Raw genomic sequence first — 15,791 nt, forward strand, 5'->3', positions numbered from 1 at the left:
GGGCGCCGGGCACCCCGGGTGGCGGTGGTCAGTGCTGGTCGGCCTGGCTGATCACACCGAGCAGGCTCGCGGCGCTGTCCCGGTTGTCCGGCCCGGCGGTCAGGTCCAGCACCCGGCGCGCCTCGGCCTCGGTCGTCTCCGGCGGCACCACCAGCAGCACCAGCCGTTGCCCGGTCTGGCCGGTCACCGTGATGGTGCGCGGATCGGGCGAGCGGTAGCCCTCCAGCCGCACCACCCGGCCGCCGACGGTGAGCCGCCGGGGCGCTGGCAGCCAGTGCTCCAGGTGGTAGGTGACCCTGGTGACCGGGCCCAGCCGTTCGCGCAGCGCGGCCAGCAGTGCGGGCAGGCCCCTGGTGAGGTCCATGCTGTTGGGCCACCAGCCACCGTCGAGGAAGCCGGGACTCGCGTCCACCGGCTTCACCTGGACCCGGGACTCGTGCTGCACGGCGCCGGCGGCTGGGGGCTGGAAGTCCTGGCGTTGCGTGGATCCCGACGTCATGTCGGTCATCCCATCTCCGGCAGCGCTCAGGCGCCGGGTTCGGCGTACGCCCGAGGTTTGCTCAGCGAGAACGCTGAAATTCGGCCTGCCTCCGGTACCCGCACTCTACGCCCTCGCCTCAGCTACCGGGTGGTGCTCCGGGCGGGATGGCCGGGAGTCCTTGCGGCGCCCCGGAATCCAGCAGGCGGAGCACCGCGCCGGTGTCCAGGTGGTCGGCGACCAGGTCACCGAGCAGGTCCAGCTGGGCGGCGCGGGCGGCGGCGAAATCAGTGTCCGGGGCCGGGCTGAAGCCGGTGCGACCCGCGCGGGTCGCGGCCCAGCGCAGGAAGGCGCGGCGGAACCCGTCGTTCTCGAACAGGCCGTGCCAGTGCGTGCCCGCGATCGGCCCGTGCAGCGCGCCCTCCCCCGTGCCGTCCGGCAGGGTGATCAGCGGGGCGAGGTCCTCGGCGCGGCGGGCCGGGCGGCCGTGGTGGATCTCGTAGCCGCGCACCGGGTGCGCCAGCGCGGCGCCGGTGGGGTTGGCCAGGGTCTTGGCCGGGTGGAACTCGATGTCCAGGTCGAGCAGGCCGAGGCCGTCGACCGTGCCCACCTTGGACTCGACCGGATCGTGCAGGCTGCGGGCCAGCATCTGGTAGCCGCCGCAGATGCCGGTGACCGGCAGGCCCGCGGCCGCGTGCCGGGTGATGGCCTCGGCCAGTCCGGTGCGGCGCAGCCAGTCCAGGTCGGCCACGGTGGACTTGGAGCCGGGGATGACCACCAGGTCGGCGTCGGCCAGCCGGGAGGGCTCGGTGACGAAGCGGACCGAGACGCCGGGCTCGCTCGCCAGGGCCTCGACGTCGGTGGCGTTGGAGATCCGGGGCAGCCGCGGCACGGCCACCCGCAGCCACTGCTCGCCGACCGGCGCGGCGGGACGGCCCACCACGCCGTCGGCGGCGTAGGAGAGCGAGTCCTCCGCGTCCAGCCAGAGTTCCTCCCGCCAGGGCAGCACACCGTGCACCGGGCGGCCGGTGAGCGCGGTGAGCTGACGCAGACCAGGGTCGAGCAGGGCAGGATCGCCGCGGAACTTGTTGATGACGAAGCCGCTGACCAGGGCCTGGTCCGCCGGGTCGAGCAGGGCCAGGGTGCCGAACAGGTGCGCGAAGACGCCGCCGCGGTCGATGTCGCCGACCACCAGCACCGGCAGGTTGGCCGCCCTGGCCAGGCCCATGTTGGCGATGTCGTTGGCGCGCAGGTTGATCTCGGTTGGCGAACCCGCGCCCTCGCAGATCACCGCCTCGTACTCGGCGCGCAGGCCGTCCAGGGTGGCCAGCACGGTGGCGGCCAGGTGTGTCTTGCGCTCGCGGTAGGACAGCGCGGTGACCTCGCCGATCACCTTGCCCAGCAACACCACCTGCGAGCTGCGGTCGCTGCCGGGCTTGAGCAGCACCGGGTTGAACCGCACCGAGGGCGCCAGCCCGGCCGCGGCCGCCTGCACCGCCTGGGCCCGGCCGATCTCGCCGCCGTCGGCGGTGACCACCGAGTTGTTGGACATGTTCTGCGCCTTGAACGGCGCCACCCGCACCCCGCGCCGGGCCAGCCAGCGGCACAGCCCGGCGACGAGCACGCTCTTGCCCGCGTCGGAGGTGGTGCCCGCGATCAGCAGGCCACCGCCGGTCAAGGCAGGGTCAGGATCTCGACACCGTCGGTGGTGACCAGCACGGTGTGCTCGAACTGCGCGGTGAACTTCTTGTCCTTGGTGGTCACCGTCCAGCCGTCGGCCCACATGTCGTAGTCGATGGTGCCGAGGGTGATCATCGGCTCGATGGTGAAGGTCATGCCCGGCTCCAGCACGGTGTCCATGCTGGGCTCGTCGTAGTGCAGCACGACCAGGCCGCTGTGGAAGGAGCGGCCGATGCCGTGCCCGGTGAAGTCGCGCACCACGCCGTAGCCGAACCGCTTGGCGTATGCCTCGATGACCCGGCCGATCACGTTGATCTGACGGCCCGGCTTGACCGCCTTGATCGCCCGGTGGGTGGCCTCCCTGGTCCGCTCGACCAGCAGCTGGGCCTCCTCGGCCACGTTGCCTGCCAGGAAGGTGCCGTTGGTGTCGCCGTGCACACCGCCGATGAACGCGGTGACGTCGACGTTGACGATGTCCCCGTCCTCGATCACCGTGGTGTCCGGGATGCCGTGGCAGATGACCTCGTTCAGCGAGGTGCAGCAGGACTTCGGGTAGTTCCGGTAGCCCAGCGTGGACGGGTAGGCCCCGTTGTCGCAGAGGAACTCGTGCACCACCGCGTCGACCTCGTCCGTGGTCGCCCCCGGCACGCACACCTTGCCAGCCTCGGCCAGTGCCTGCGCCGCGAGCCGCCCGGCCACCCGCATGGCCTCGATGATCTCCGGCGGCTGCACCCACGGATCGGTGTTGCGCTGGGGCGCCGGCTTGTCCACGTACTCGGGACGATCGATGTGAGCGGGCACGGGACGCCGCGGCGAGAGCTGGCCGGGCTTCAGTGGGGCACGGACGGGCATGCCCTCCAGACTACGACGCCGGGTTGGTCGCGCGGACCGGACCGGCCGGAGAACGGCCCGGTGGCGGAGCGATGTGACGGACTCAACCGAGCGAGAGATCCCGGCGGCGCAGCCCGAGCAGGCCCAGCAGGCCCAGTGCCGCGGCCAGCGCGGTCAGCACCAGCAGCGGCGCCGCCGACACCGCGCTGCCCGGCAGGCGCGGGATGTGCTCGAACACCGAGAGGTCCAGCACCCATTGGCTCAGCTTGAGTTCGCCGCCCAGCCAGCCCATCAGCAGACTGGTCAGCAGCACCGCGAACGCGCCGCCCGCCAGCCGCGGCAGGCACCCGAACAGCGCGAACGCGAGCGCGGCGAACAGCCACACCGCGGGCAGTTGCACCAGCGCGGCGGCGAACGAGCGGGGCAACTCGTGGCCGACTTCGCCGGTGTTGAGCCCGTGCGCCAGGCCAAGCGCGGCGCCGAAGAGGGCCAGCCAGAGCAGGGGGCCGAGCAGGGCGAAGACCAGGTGGCCGCCTGCCCAGCGCAGGCGGTGCACCGGCCCGGCGAGCAGCGGGTCGGCGCGCCCGGAGCGCTCCTCGGCCCGCGCCCGCAGGGCGGTGTGGATCGCCAGCCCGGCCGCGACCACCCCGAGCATGGTCATCAGCCCCGCCTGGTACTGGTCGATGACCGGCCCCGGCCCGCCGATCCGGGCCAGCACCGCACGCGCGGCGGGGGTGCTGTTGTTCATCAGCTCGCCGATGGCCTCGGCGATCGCGCCCAGCCCGAAGCCGACCACCGCGAAGCCCGCGGCCCGGCCGGCCAGCGCCCCTCGGTGCAGCCGCCAGGCCAGGGCGAACGGGGACCGCAGGCCGGCGGCCGCCCCGGCCGGTCCGGTACGCGGTGGGAGCAGGCCGCTGCCCAGGTCCCGGCGCTGGGACAGGGCGAGGGCGAGCGCGGTCAACGTGACCACGGCGAGTGCGAACAGCGCCAGCACCCACCAGCGCTCACCGCTGAACGCGCGGAGCTGACCGGGCCAGCCGACCGGGGACAACCAGCTCAGCCAGCCAAGCCCGCCACCAGCGCCCGCACTGACATCGCCGACGCCGCGCAGCAGGAACGCGCCGCCCAGGACGACGATCCCGATCCCGCGGGCGGCGCTGGCGCCGGTGGTCAGCTGGGCGGTGACGGCGCCGATGGCGGCGAAGACACAGCCCGCGCCGGCCAGCCCGAGCCCATAGGCCAGCGATCCGGCCGGGTCCAGCCCCTGGCTGATCATCGCCAGCGCCGACAACAGGCCGAGCGCCAGGCTGGCGGCGCCGGCCAGCAGCAGGGCGGCGATCAGGTTCGCGTGCCGGGACACCGCGGTCGCGCCGATCAACTCGCGCAGCCCGGCCTCCTCCTCCGACCGGGTGTGCCGGAGCACGGTGAGCAGGGTGAACAGGCCGATCACCACCGGCACGAACCCGGCCCGCCAGGCGATCAACTCACCGAGACCGGACCCGTGCAGGGCGCCGTAGGTCACGGTGAACGCGGTGTTGTGCACGCTGGTCTCGGCGTACTCCCGCAACGCCTGCTGGGTGGGGAACGCCGTGGTGAAGGCGGCCACGAACACCACCGGGATCACCGCGGGGAAGAGCACCCACACCGGCAGCAGCAGGCGGTCGCGGCGCAGGGCGAGCCGGAGCAGGGGGCCGGCGCCGGTCAGTGTCGTCATCACTTCGCCACCTCGGGCCCGGCGGGCCGCGCCCGGTCGTAGTGCCGGAGGAACAGCTCCTCCAGGGTGGGCGGCTGACAGGTCAGTCCACGCACGCCGATCGCGGTGAGCGCGCGCAGCACCGGATCCAGCGCCGCGGTCTCCACGGTGAACCGCACCCGGCTGCCGTCGGCGCGCAGATCGTGCACACCGGCCAGCCCGGCCAGCCCCGCCGGCGGTCCGGACAGCTCGGCCTGCACCGAGGTGCGGGTGAGATGCCGCAGCTCAGCCAGGGCGCCGGTCTCCACGGCACGGCCGTCGCGGATGATGGTGAGCCGGTCGCACAGCGCCTCGACCTCGGTCAGGATGTGGCTGGAAAGCAGCACCGTCCGGTCCCCGCGCCGCTGCTCCTCGCGGATCACCTCGCGGAAGACCTCCTCCATCAGCGGGTCCAGGCCGGAGGTCGGCTCGTCCAGCACCAGCAGCTCCACGTCGGAGGCCAGCGCGGCCACCAGCGCCACCTTCTGCCGGTTGCCCTTGGAGTAGGCGCGGCCCCTGGTGCGCGGATCGAGCTGGAAGCGGTCGAGCAGGTCGGCGCGGCGACGCTGGTCCAGCCCGCCGCGCAGCCTGCCCAGCAGGTCGATGACCTCGCCGCCGGAGAGGGTGGGCCACAGCGTGACGTCACCGGGCACGTAGGCCAGGCGGCGGTGCAGTTCGGTCGCCTCGGCCCACGGATCGCCGCCGAGCAACCGGGCCCGGCCGGCGTCGGCGCGGGTCAGGCCGAGCAGGATGCGGATCGTGGTGCTCTTGCCCGCGCCGTTGGGGCCGAGGAAGCCGTGCACCTCACCGGTGCGGACCCGCAGGTCGAGCTGGTCGAGCGCGCGGATCCGGCCGAAGGATTTCACCAGGCCGGTCACCGAGATGGCGTCAGTCACCGGGGCGGCTCCGATCGAGAGCGGCGCGGGCCAGCTTGGCCTCGGCCGGGGTGAGCATGGGACGGGAGTAGATCTCCAGCAGGGTGCGTGCGAGCAGCTCATCGCCCGCCGGGCTGAACACCTCGACACCCAGCCCACGCGAGATCTGCTCGTGCAGGACGGCGACGGACAACGCCATCGCGGTGGCGACCACGGCCCGCGGCCGGGCTTGCACCTCGGGCGGGTCGGATCGCCGCGCGTCGCCATCGACGATCCACTGCTCGCTCAACGCGACCATCTCGTCGAACACGGCGGTCGCCGCGCCCTCGGCCAGCGCCCGGCCGAGGTAGCGCTGGTAGGGGCCCATGGCGGCGCGCGCGAGGGCGACCTGGTTGACCTCACCGCCGAACGGGTCGGCGCGGACCTCGTCGTTGAGGCGGCGGATCAGGGCGACGAGGTGCTGGTCGCAGGCTTCACGAAGGGCTTGCTTGCTGCCGAAGTGGTGCCGGATGAGACCGGAGGAGACGCCCGCGGTCTCGGCGATGCCGCGGATGGTCGCGGCGTCGAAGCCGTGTTCGCCGAAGTGCCGCATGGCGGCGTCGCGGATGCGGGCCCTGGCGGTGAGGTCGGCTGGGTCGGGTGTGGCTGACGACATGCGTTGCCTACTCAAGGGAGTAGTTGACTACTCGGATGAGAAGGAAGCTACACGCACGTGTAGTCACCCGTCCAGCACGATTCGCGCGGCAAAGGATGCGAGCCGGCGGCAGGCGATCGTCGGCGCGAGAGGTGGGAGGTGGCCGAATGGCCGCTAGCGCACCGCGCCGAGGAACCGGGCCGCCGCGTCCACCGCCGGGCCGGAGGTGCCCGCGTCCACGATCAGCACCGCGAAGGCCAGGTCGCCGCGGAAGCCGATGAACCAGCCGTGCGAGTGGGTGCCGTCGCCGAACTGCGCGGTGCCGGTCTTGCCGTGCACCTCGCCGAGCCGGTTCAGCTTCTTCGCGGTGCCGCTGACGACGACCTCGCGCATCATCGGCCGGATCTGGTCGCCGATGGCAGGCGCAGGGGCCGGGATGCCGCCGACCACCTTGGTCTCGGTGCCGCGCAGCAGGTTCGGCGTGGGCATCGAGCCACGGGCCGCGGTGGCCGCGACCAGCGCCATGCCGAACGGGGTGGTGACCACCTTGCCCTGGCCGAAACCGTCCTCGGCCCGCTCCACCACCGGCTCGGCAGGCGGGACCTTGCCGGTCAGGGTGCGCACCCCGGCCAGGTCGAAGTCCACGCCGACGCCGAACTGCTTGGCCGCGTTGGTCAGCGAGTCGGCGGGCAGTTTGCTGGCCAGTTCGGCGAAGGTGGTGTTGCAGGAGGCGGCGAAGGCCTGGTGCAGCGGCACGTTGCCCAGGTCGAACTCGTCGTTGTTGGGGATCTTGCGGCCCTGCAGGGTCCAGGTGCCTGGGCAGGGCAGCACCGTGTCCGGAGTGGCCGCGCCCGCCTGCAACGCGGCCGCCGCGGTGACCACCTTGAAGGTGGAGCCGGGCGGGTAGTTGCCGGTCAGCGCCAGCGAGCCGCCCTTGTCCGCCTCGGCGTTCTGGGCCACCGCGAGCACATCGCCGGTGGAGGGCTGGAAGGCGACCAGCATGGCCTGGTTCTTGATCGGCTCCAGCGCGTCCTCGGCCGCGGCCTGCACGCCGCGGCTCAGCGTCAGGGTGACCGCCTTGGCCGGCTGGGCCTGCTGCTCCTGCAGGGCCTCGACCTCGCTGCCGCCCGCGTTGAGGGTCACCACCCGCCAGCCCGCGGTGCCCGCGACCTGGTCCTCCACCGTCTTGCGCACCCCGGGCAGCACCTGGGAGGCGAACTCCTTGCCCGCCGGTGCCAGCAGCCGGGACTGACTGCTGAACCGGACCCCCGGCAGGTCGTAGATGGCGCCCTTGACCTGCTGGTAGTCCGCGTCGCGCAGGCTGACCACGGTGTATGCCTGGCCGTCGGGCACCTTGCTCGCGCCGTCGGTCACGCTCTGCTGGGTGATCGACTTGTCGAAGCGGGACACCGCCGCGGCCAGCGCGCCCGCGGTCTTGGGCAGGTCGCCGGCGGACTTGCGGTCCAGCAGCACCACGACGACCTTCTCCGGGTTGAGCAGCGCGCCGCCGTCCCGGTCCAGGATCGGGGCCAACTGCGGCTGCTGCTCGCGCAGCGCGAGGGTCTGCTGGGGCTGCAGCTTGGGGTGGATCACGTTGGGCGCCCAGTGCACCCGCCAGGTCTTCTCGGTGCGGCGCAACTCCAGTTTGCCCTGGTAGGCCCAGGTGCGACCGGCGCCGAGATCCCATTTCACATCGTAGCTGGCACTCGCCGTGGTCGAGTCGTCCGCGGCTACCAGCGTCTGCTGCACGGTGGTGCTGACCGCGGTCGGCTTCAGCGCGGCCCGCACCCGGTCCAGCAGTTCCTTGGCGGGCTTTGGCTCGTCTGTGCTGTTCGCGGCGGTGGTGGTGTCGCCACCGGCGAAGGCGGACAGGAAGGTCTTGGCCGAGTCCTCGGGTTTGGGTTCGGCGCCGAAGAGGCCGCAACCGGCGACCGGGAGTGCGAGGACCAGAACTGCGGTGACGCCTACGACTCGGTGAGCGGACACGGCGGCCAGTATGCCGCGCACCCGTGTCAACCCAGGATGAAGGGCGGCCTCCTCAGCGCCGCTGCCCCGGGGTGACCAGGCCGGTCTCGTAGGCCACCACCACCGCCTGGGCCCGGCTGGACAGGTTCAGCTTGGCCATCGCCCGGTTGAGATGGGTCTTCACCGTGGCCTCGCTGACCGCCAGCTCCTCGGCGATGCCGCCGTTGGTCAGCCCGCGCCCGACCAGGCGCAACACCTCGACCTCGCGGCTGGTCAGCGGGGACAGCTCGGGGATCGGCTCCCAGGTCTGGGTGCCGCGGTTGGCGTAGGACTCGACCAGTTTGCGGGTGATGTTGGGCGAGAACAGCATGTCCCCGCCCGCGATGGTGTGGATGGCGGCGAGCAGGCGTTCCGGCGGGGTGTCCTTGAGCAGGAAGCCGGAGGCCCCGGCACGCAGCGCGGCGTAGACGTACTCGTCCAGGTCGAAGGTGGTCAGCACCAGCACCTTCGGCTTGTGCCCCGACTGCTCGGCCAGGATCCGCCCGGTGGCCGCGGCCCCGCTCATCCCCGGCATGCGCAGGTCCATCAGCACCACGTCGGGGGTGACCGCGGCGGAGAGCGCGATCGCCTCCTGGCCGTTGGCCGCCTCGCCGACCACCTCCAGCCCTGGGGCGGCGGTGATCAGGGCGACGAAACCGGCGCGCACCAGCACCTGGTCGTCCACGACGAGGACGGTGGTCGTCACTGCGCACCTCATCCCCAGTCGCCCCGGTGGCTATTCCAGCGGCGGGAGCGGAAGTCGCAGCTCCACCTCGAACCCGCCGTGCGCGCGCACACCAGCGGAGAGGCTACCTTCGTACAGCCGGGATCGTTCCCGCATTCCGGCAAGGCCGTGGCCGGGCGAGGCCGGGCCGCCGACCCCCGCGCCGTCGCCGTCGTCGACGACCCGCACGACCAGCTCGCGCGGCCGGTACTCCAGGTGCACGGTGGCCGCGGCGGGCAGGGCGTGCTTGATGACGTTGGTCAGCGATTCCTGCACCACCCGGTAGGCGCACAGGTCCGGGCCGGGCGGCAGCGGGCGGCGCACGCCGGTGACCACCAGCTCGGCGGGCACCCCGGCCGCGCGCACCCGTTCCAGCAGGGTCTCGATCTGGTCCAGGCCGGGCTGCGGGTCGAACTCAGGCTCCGGCGCGTCGTCGTCGGCGGGCAGTCGCAGCACGGCCAGCACCCGGCGCATCTCGTCCAGGGCCTCCCGGCTGGTGTCGGCGATGGTGCCCAGCGCGGTGCTCGCGGTGGCCGGGTCGGTGTCGAAGACGTAGCGGGCCAGCCCGGCCTGCACCGAGATCACCGACATGTGGTGCGCGACCACGTCGTGCAGTTCGCGGGCGATGCGCACCCGCTCCTCGGTGACCGCGCGCTGGGCCTGCCGTTCCCGGTCGGCGTGCATCTCCACGGCCAGCTCGGCCAGCTGCCGGTTGCGCTGGGTCAGGCTGTGCCTGCTCGCGCCGAGCAGCCAGGCCACGCCTGCGTGCAGGATCCCCTGCAGCAGGGTGAGCCAGGAGTCCCTGGCCACGGCGAGCACCGCCAGCATCAGCGGGACCACGGTCAGGATCACCGGCACCGACAACCGGGGCGGCCGGTGCACGGCCACCGTGTAGAGGGCCAGCCACACCCCGAACGGACTGATCACATCGGGGTACCCGCAGATCCCGTATACCGAGTACCCCGCGCTGGTCAGCAGCAGCACCGGCACCGGGGCGAGCCTGCGGAAGGCGGTGGGCAGCACCGACAGCACGACCAGCCCGACGGTGACCTCGGTCAGCGGACCTACGCCGAACGGGGGGTCCCGATGGACCAACAGCAGGGCGACGCCGGTGACGGCCGCGGCCACGATCGAGTCGGCGACCTGCGGTTGCAGCGCCAGGGCCCAGCGCACCACCGATCTGATCATGCGCACGGACCAACGGTAGTGCGCGCCGGAGCGTGTCGCGCCGTACTTGCGCATGGCATCCGGCATACCGCAAAAGTTGCAGACCCGGGCCGGGCTACCACCCGAGTTGGTGGGAAAAGTCGGTTGGGAGTGCGACGACCACGCTCCGCACAGGGCATAGCTTGATTGCCGGTGTTCCTGCCGCCTGGGGGTTGGTGGGACCACCAGCTCGGGTAGTCGTCCCGGTCGGGTCGAGTACGGATGGGCCCCGACTCGGAGCCCGGCCGGGACGATTGCCTTCTTTTTTCAGCACAGTTGTGTCATTACAACTGTTCAGAACAGGATCGTGCTGAACTGCCCGACCTGGTTGAAGCCGATCCGCTGGTAGGCCGCACGGGCCGGCGCGTTGTAGGCGTTGACGTACAGGCTGGCCACCCGGCCGAGGCCGCGGACCAGCCGATCGGCCACCGCGGCGGTGCCGGTGGTGCCCAGTCCCCTGCCGCGCTTGTCCGGATGCACCCAGACGCCCTGGATCTGGCCGACCCGCGCGGACATGGCGCCGATCTCGGCCTTGAACACGACCTCGCCGTCCTCGAACCGGGCGAACGCGCGCCCACTGGCGACCAGTTCGGCGACCCTGGCCCGGTAGCTCACCCCGCCGTCGTCGGCGCGGGGGTCGATGCCGACCTCTTCGATGAACATGGCCACCGCGGCCGGCAGGTAGCGGTCCAGCTCATCCGGGCGGACCGGGCGGACCAGCGGGTCGGGCGCGATCACCGGGGCGTCGGCCATGGCCATCAGCGGCTGGTCCTCGCGCACCTCGCGGGCCGGGCCCCACTCCGGGTTCAGTTCCTCCCACAGCGGCATGACCTGCTCGGCCGGTCCGACCAGCGAGGAGCAGCCGCGGCGACGGCGCAGCGCGCGGTCGGCGAAGGCCTTGATCGCGGGTAAGTCACCGGCCAGCGGCACCAGGTTGGCGCCGGAGAAGCAGAGGCCGTCCAGCCTGCCGCCGAAGCCCCAGAGTTCACCGCCCAGCCGCCAGGGATCGCAACCGGCGATCTCGACCCGGGAGGCGACCATGCACGCTGCCACGGGGTCGGCGTCGAGGGCAGCACGTACCGCTCGCAGGTCGCGTTCCTCGAGCAGCCGAGCCCCGGCAAGCTTCAGCACCCCGCAAGTCTGCCAAACACACCCGGCGGAGGGCACACCGTCACCCAATGGTCGTCATCCCCCGGTTCACAAAGAGTTCACCGGGGGATGACGGACTCGCCGATTGGCGGTTGACCGGGGGGTCAGCCGGCGGCGGTCACCACGGGCGCGGCGCCCTCGACGGGCTCCATGTCCTCGGCGATCCGCATGGCCTCCTCGATCAGGGTCTCCACGATCTGCGACTCCGGCACGGTCTTGATGACCTTGCCCTTGACGAAGATCTGGCCCTTGCCGTTACCGGAGGCGACACCCAGGTCGGCCTCGCGGGCCTCGCCGGGGCCGTTCACGACACAGCCCATGACCGCCACCCGCAGCGGCACCTCCATGCCCTCCAGACCGGCGGTGACCTGCTCGGCCAGGGTGTAGACGTCCACCTGGGCGCGACCGCAGGAGGGGCAGGAGACGATCTCCAGCTTGCGCGGGCGCAGGTTGAGCGACTGCAGGATCTGGGTGCCGACCTTGATCTCCTCCACCGGCGGGGCGGAGAGCGAGACCCGGATGGTGTCGCCGATGCCGCGGGAGAGCAGCGCGCCGAAGGCCACCGCGGACTTGATGGTGCCCTGGAAGGCGGGGCCCGCCTCGGTGACGCCCAGGTGCAGCGGGTAGTCGCACTGCTCGGCCAGCAGCTCGTAGGCCCGGACCATGACGACCGGGTCGTTGTGCTTCACCGAGATCTTGATGTCGTGGTAGTCGTGCTCGGCGAACAGCGAGGCCTCCCAGAGGGCCGACTCGACCAGCGCCTCAGGCGTGGCCTTGCCGTACTTCTCCAGCAGGCGCGGGTCCAGCGACCCGGCGTTGACGCCGATCCGGATCGGGATGCCCGCGTCCTTTGCCGCCTTGGCGATGTCCCCGACCTTGTCGTCGAACTTCTTGATGTTGCCCGGATTGACCCGGACCGCGGCGCAGCCGGCGTCAATGGCGGCGAATACGTACTTCGGCTGGAAATGGATATCCGCGATCACCGGAATACCGGACTTCTTCGCGATGGCCGGGAGCGCCTCCGCGTCGTCCTGTGACGGGCAGGCGACCCGCACGATGTCACAGCCAGCGGCGGTCAGCTCGGCGATCTGCTGCAGGGTCGAGTTGACGTCAGAGGTCAGCGTGGTGGTCATGGACTGGATGGACACGGGGTGGTCGGAACCCACACCCACCTTGCCCACCTGGAGCTGACGGGTCTTGCGGCGCTCGGTCAGCACAGGCGGAGGCATCGCCGGAATGCCGAGCATGACACCGTCAACGGTCATCTTTGTTCAACTCCCCATAGGGTCGGCCGGTATTGACTACTTTACGCGACAGGGAAGTTCTCCCTTGGGGTCAGGTAGACCACCCCACGGACGGAAGTGTAACGAGATTCACCGCGCACGCATCTACGCAGAGTCACAAGTCTGCCGCCCAAACTGTGAGTTGGATCGATTCTGTCTTTCCCGAAAGGCTGTATGGGATGTGATCACAACTGCCGGTTGACTTCACCGCAAGGATACTTGGCCGGAACGTGATCTTGGCGGGGTAGGGGCGAGGGTCACGTGTGCGGCCGGTCAACGGCAGGTGAGCGGGCGATCCGGCGCAGGTCGGGCTCGCCTGCGCCGAGCGGCCGACCTCGTCTGCTCCGGCCGGCGGCGGTACGACAACGGCCAACGCGGTGTACGAGAACGGCCAACACTGCGTACAAGAACGGCCAACACTCTGATGGGGTTTTCCCGCCAGGGCCGCGGTGCGGCTCTGGCGGGCGGGCGAAGCCGGGTCAGCCGAGGCGGACCGGGTTGATGATGTCGGCGACCAGGACCAGGGCGCCGTAGGCGATGATCACCAGGGAGACGGCGTAGGCCAGCGGCATCAGCTTGGCGACGTCGAAGGGGCCGGGGTCCGGGCGTCGGCGGAGCTTGGCCACGCCGCGGCGGACGGACTCGTACAGCGCGCCCGCGATGTGGCCGCCGTCCAGCGGGAGCATCGGCAGCATGTTGAACAGGAACAGGGACAGGTTCAGCGCGGCCAGGATGTTGATCATTGCGCTGATCCGCAGGCTGGCCGGGATGTCGGCGGCCGCGATCTCGCCGCCGATGCGGGCCACGCCGACGATGCCGACCGGGGAGTTGCGGTCCCGCTCACCGCCGAAGACCGCGCTGACCAGGGCCGGGACCCGCTGCGGCAGCTGCACGATGGCGGTGGCCGCCTTGCCGAGCAGCCCGCCGATCTCGTGCACCACGCCCACCACGCCCATGGTGCGCACCTCGGCGGTGGGTGAGAGGCCGAGGAAGCCGACGGTGACGTTCTTCTTCGGATCGTCCAGGTCGGGCATCTCGGTGGCGATCAGTTTGGGCTTGAGCGTGACCTGCTGCCCGCCCCGCTCGACCACGACGTCGACCTCTTTGCCCGCCGCGGCCCGGATGTCCAGCCGGACCGAGTCCCAGCTCTCCGCGGGCTTGCCGTTGAAGCCGAGGATCTTGTCGCCAGCCTGGAAACCGGCCGCGCCGGCCGGTGCGGCCGGGGCGCCCGCCGGGCAGTCCTGGGTCTGCTGGGTGGCCGGCACCACGCACTTGCTCACGCTGGCCACCGTGGTGGTCTGGGTCAGCTTGCCGAAGCCCATCAGCGCGATGGAGAACAGCACCGCGGCCAGGATCAGGTTCATGAACGGGCCGGCGAACATGACGATGATCCGCTTCCACGGTTTCCGCTGGTAGAACTGGCGGTCACCGTCCTCGGGGCGGACCTCCTCGGCCGAGGCGCTGCGCGCGTCGTCGACCATCGAGGAGAACATGCCGGTGCTGCGGCTGCGCCCCAGCTTGCCGCCACCCAGCGGCGGCAACATCCCGATCATGCGGATGTAGCCGCCGAAGGGCAGCGCCTTGATGCCGTACTCGGTCTCGCCGACCTTCTTCGACCACAGCGTGCGACCGAAGCCCACCATGTACTGGGTGACCTTGACGCCGAACAGCTTGGCCGTGCTGAGGTGGCCCAGCTCGTGCCAGGCGATGGAGAACAGGATCCCGAACACCAGGATCAGGACGCCCAGCACGAACATCATCTAGGTGACTCCTCGTTCTGCTTACTCGGCCTTGGCCGGCACGCCGAGGAGTTCCTTCGCCCGGGTCCGGGCCCAGTCCTCGGCTGCCAGCACCTCGTCAACGGTAGACGGTTCGGCGGACCACTGGTTGCCCTCATCCACAACCCGGGCCACCGTGTCCACAATGTCCAGAAAGCCGAGGCCACCGGCGCGGAAGGCGGCGACCGCCTCCTCGTTGGCCGCGTTGTACAGCGCGGGCATGCAGCCACCGGCCGTGCCCGCCGCCCTGGCCAGCGCGACCGCGGGGAACGCGGAGTCGTCCACCGGCTCGAAGGTCCAGGACTGGGCGAGGCTGAAATCGCAGGCCGGGGCCACGTCGGTGAGCCGGTCCGGCCAGGCCAGCGACAGCGCGATGGGCAGCCGCATGTCCGGCGGGCTGGCCTGGGCCAGCGTGGAGCCGTCACTGAAGGTGACCATCGAGTGCACGATGGACTGCGGGTGCACCACCACGTCGATCTGGTCATAGGGCACGCCGTAGAGCAGCTGGGCCTCGATCAGCTCCAGCCCCTTGTTGATCATGGTGGCCGAGTTGATGGTGATCACCGGGCCCATCGACCAGTTCGGGTGCGCCATCGCCTGTTCCAACGTGACCTGGGCCATCTGCTCCCTGGTGCGCCCGCGGAAGGGGCCGCCGGAGGCGGTCAGCACCAGCTTGGCGACCTCGCTGGCCCGCCCGCCACGCAGGCACTGGGCGAGTGCGGAGTGCTCGGAGTCCACCGGCACGATCTGCCCCGGCTTGGCCAGCTTGGTGACCAGCGGACCGCCCGCGACCAGCGATTCCTTGTTCGCCAGCGCGAGCACGGCGCCGCTTTCCAGCGCGGCCAGCGTCGGGGCCAGGCCCTGCGAGCCGGGCATCGCGTTGAGCACCACGTCCGCCGGGTTGCCCTTGATCAGCTCGACCATCGAGCCCGGCCCGGCCAGGATCCGCGGCAGCCGCAGCTCACCGCGCTCGAACCCGCGCTGCTGCGCCTCGGCGTACAGCGCGAGCTGCAGGTCCTCCACGGAGGTCGCCCGCGCCAGCGCGACCACGGGCACGTCGAACTCCAGCGCCTGCGCGGCCACCGTGGCGGCGTCGCTGCCACCCGCGGCGAGCCCGGCCACCCGGAAACGGTCCGGGTGCCGACGGATGACATCCAGCGTCTGGGTGCCGATCGACCCGGTCGAGCCGAGCAGAATGACGGAACGCTGTGACTCGGAAGTGGGCATTCGGTACTCCATCACGGTCATTCTCCCTGATCCGGAAGTGCGGTCCGCCGCGCGCGGCAGGACCATGCAGCCATCCTCGGGCATCGGCGCTCAGACGAGTGATCAGCAACAGGGTGTGAAAGCCGAAGCGCCGGGTAACTCTGTCAGTGCGCAACGCGAGTCGCGCCGCCCCTCGGCGCGACCGGCTGGA

The 15,791-nt window shown here is 71.4% G+C and carries 13 protein-coding genes; all 13 read right to left on the reverse strand.

The features are described 5' to 3' along the window. Window positions 1-28: 28 nt before the first annotated feature. The 13 genes from HNR67_RS40660 to dxr all read right to left on the reverse strand — a co-directional run bounded on the left by HNR67_RS40660 (window position 29) and on the right by dxr (window position 15,601). A complete protein-coding gene (locus HNR67_RS40660) occupies window positions 29-499 on the reverse strand; it encodes a DUF5994 family protein (protein WP_221490218.1) in 471 nt (156 codons plus the stop codon). A 118-nt stretch (window positions 500-617) separates the two neighbouring features. Next, window positions 618-2,156, reverse strand: a complete 1,539-nt coding sequence (locus tag HNR67_RS40665; RefSeq protein WP_185008940.1) for a cobyric acid synthase — start codon at window positions 2,154-2,156, stop codon at window positions 618-620. After that, window positions 2,153-3,010 (reverse strand): type I methionyl aminopeptidase, encoded by an 858-nt coding sequence (gene map, locus HNR67_RS40670; RefSeq protein ID WP_185008942.1) that lies wholly within the window; start codon window positions 3,008-3,010, stop codon window positions 2,153-2,155. Before map ends, HNR67_RS40665 begins: the two co-directional genes overlap by 4 nt. 82 nt (window positions 3,011-3,092) lie before the next feature. Next, window positions 3,093-4,703: an ABC transporter permease gene (locus HNR67_RS40675; RefSeq protein ID WP_185008944.1), complete on the reverse strand. Its 1,611-nt coding sequence runs from the start codon at window positions 4,701-4,703 to the stop codon at window positions 3,093-3,095. Further along, on the reverse strand, window positions 4,703-5,617 hold the full coding sequence (locus HNR67_RS40680) for an ABC transporter ATP-binding protein (RefSeq protein WP_312989236.1): 915 nt from the start codon (window positions 5,615-5,617) through the stop codon (window positions 4,703-4,705). Before HNR67_RS40680 ends, HNR67_RS40675 begins: the two co-directional genes overlap by 1 nt. Then, window positions 5,610-6,251, reverse strand: coding sequence for a TetR/AcrR family transcriptional regulator (locus HNR67_RS40685; RefSeq protein ID WP_185008947.1), 642 nt, complete (start codon window positions 6,249-6,251; stop codon window positions 5,610-5,612). Before HNR67_RS40685 ends, HNR67_RS40680 begins: the two co-directional genes overlap by 8 nt. Before the next feature lie 153 nt (window positions 6,252-6,404). Further along, window positions 6,405-8,216 (reverse strand): penicillin-binding transpeptidase domain-containing protein, encoded by a 1,812-nt coding sequence (locus tag HNR67_RS40690; protein ID WP_185008949.1) that lies wholly within the window; start codon window positions 8,214-8,216, stop codon window positions 6,405-6,407. A 52-nt stretch (window positions 8,217-8,268) separates the two neighbouring features. After that, window positions 8,269-8,940 (reverse strand): response regulator transcription factor, encoded by a 672-nt coding sequence (locus HNR67_RS40695; RefSeq protein ID WP_312989238.1) that lies wholly within the window; start codon window positions 8,938-8,940, stop codon window positions 8,269-8,271. Window positions 8,941-8,970: 30 nt separating this feature from the next. Beyond that, window positions 8,971-10,146 carry a sensor histidine kinase gene (locus HNR67_RS40700; RefSeq protein WP_185011686.1) on the reverse strand — a complete coding sequence of 392 codons (1,176 nt, stop codon included), beginning with the start codon at window positions 10,144-10,146 and terminating at the stop codon, window positions 8,971-8,973. Between the two features lie 312 nt (window positions 10,147-10,458). After that, window positions 10,459-11,295 carry a GNAT family N-acetyltransferase gene (locus tag HNR67_RS40705; RefSeq protein ID WP_185008953.1) on the reverse strand — a complete coding sequence of 279 codons (837 nt, stop codon included), beginning with the start codon at window positions 11,293-11,295 and terminating at the stop codon, window positions 10,459-10,461. Window positions 11,296-11,417: 122 nt separating this feature from the next. Continuing rightward, window positions 11,418-12,578: a flavodoxin-dependent (E)-4-hydroxy-3-methylbut-2-enyl-diphosphate synthase gene (ispG, locus tag HNR67_RS40710; RefSeq protein ID WP_185008955.1), complete on the reverse strand. Its 1,161-nt coding sequence runs from the start codon at window positions 12,576-12,578 to the stop codon at window positions 11,418-11,420. 497 nt (window positions 12,579-13,075) lie between these two features. Next, on the reverse strand, window positions 13,076-14,356 hold the full coding sequence (locus HNR67_RS40715; RefSeq protein ID WP_221490220.1) for a M50 family metallopeptidase: 1,281 nt from the start codon (window positions 14,354-14,356) through the stop codon (window positions 13,076-13,078). A gap of 21 nt (window positions 14,357-14,377) precedes the next feature. After that, window positions 14,378-15,601, reverse strand: coding sequence for a 1-deoxy-D-xylulose-5-phosphate reductoisomerase (dxr, locus tag HNR67_RS40720; protein WP_185008957.1), 1,224 nt, complete (start codon window positions 15,599-15,601; stop codon window positions 14,378-14,380). Between the last annotated feature and the right edge of the window lie 190 nt (window positions 15,602-15,791).

The organism is Crossiella cryophila (assembly GCF_014204915.1).
GTDB lineage: Bacteria > Actinomycetota > Actinomycetes > Mycobacteriales > Pseudonocardiaceae > Crossiella > Crossiella cryophila.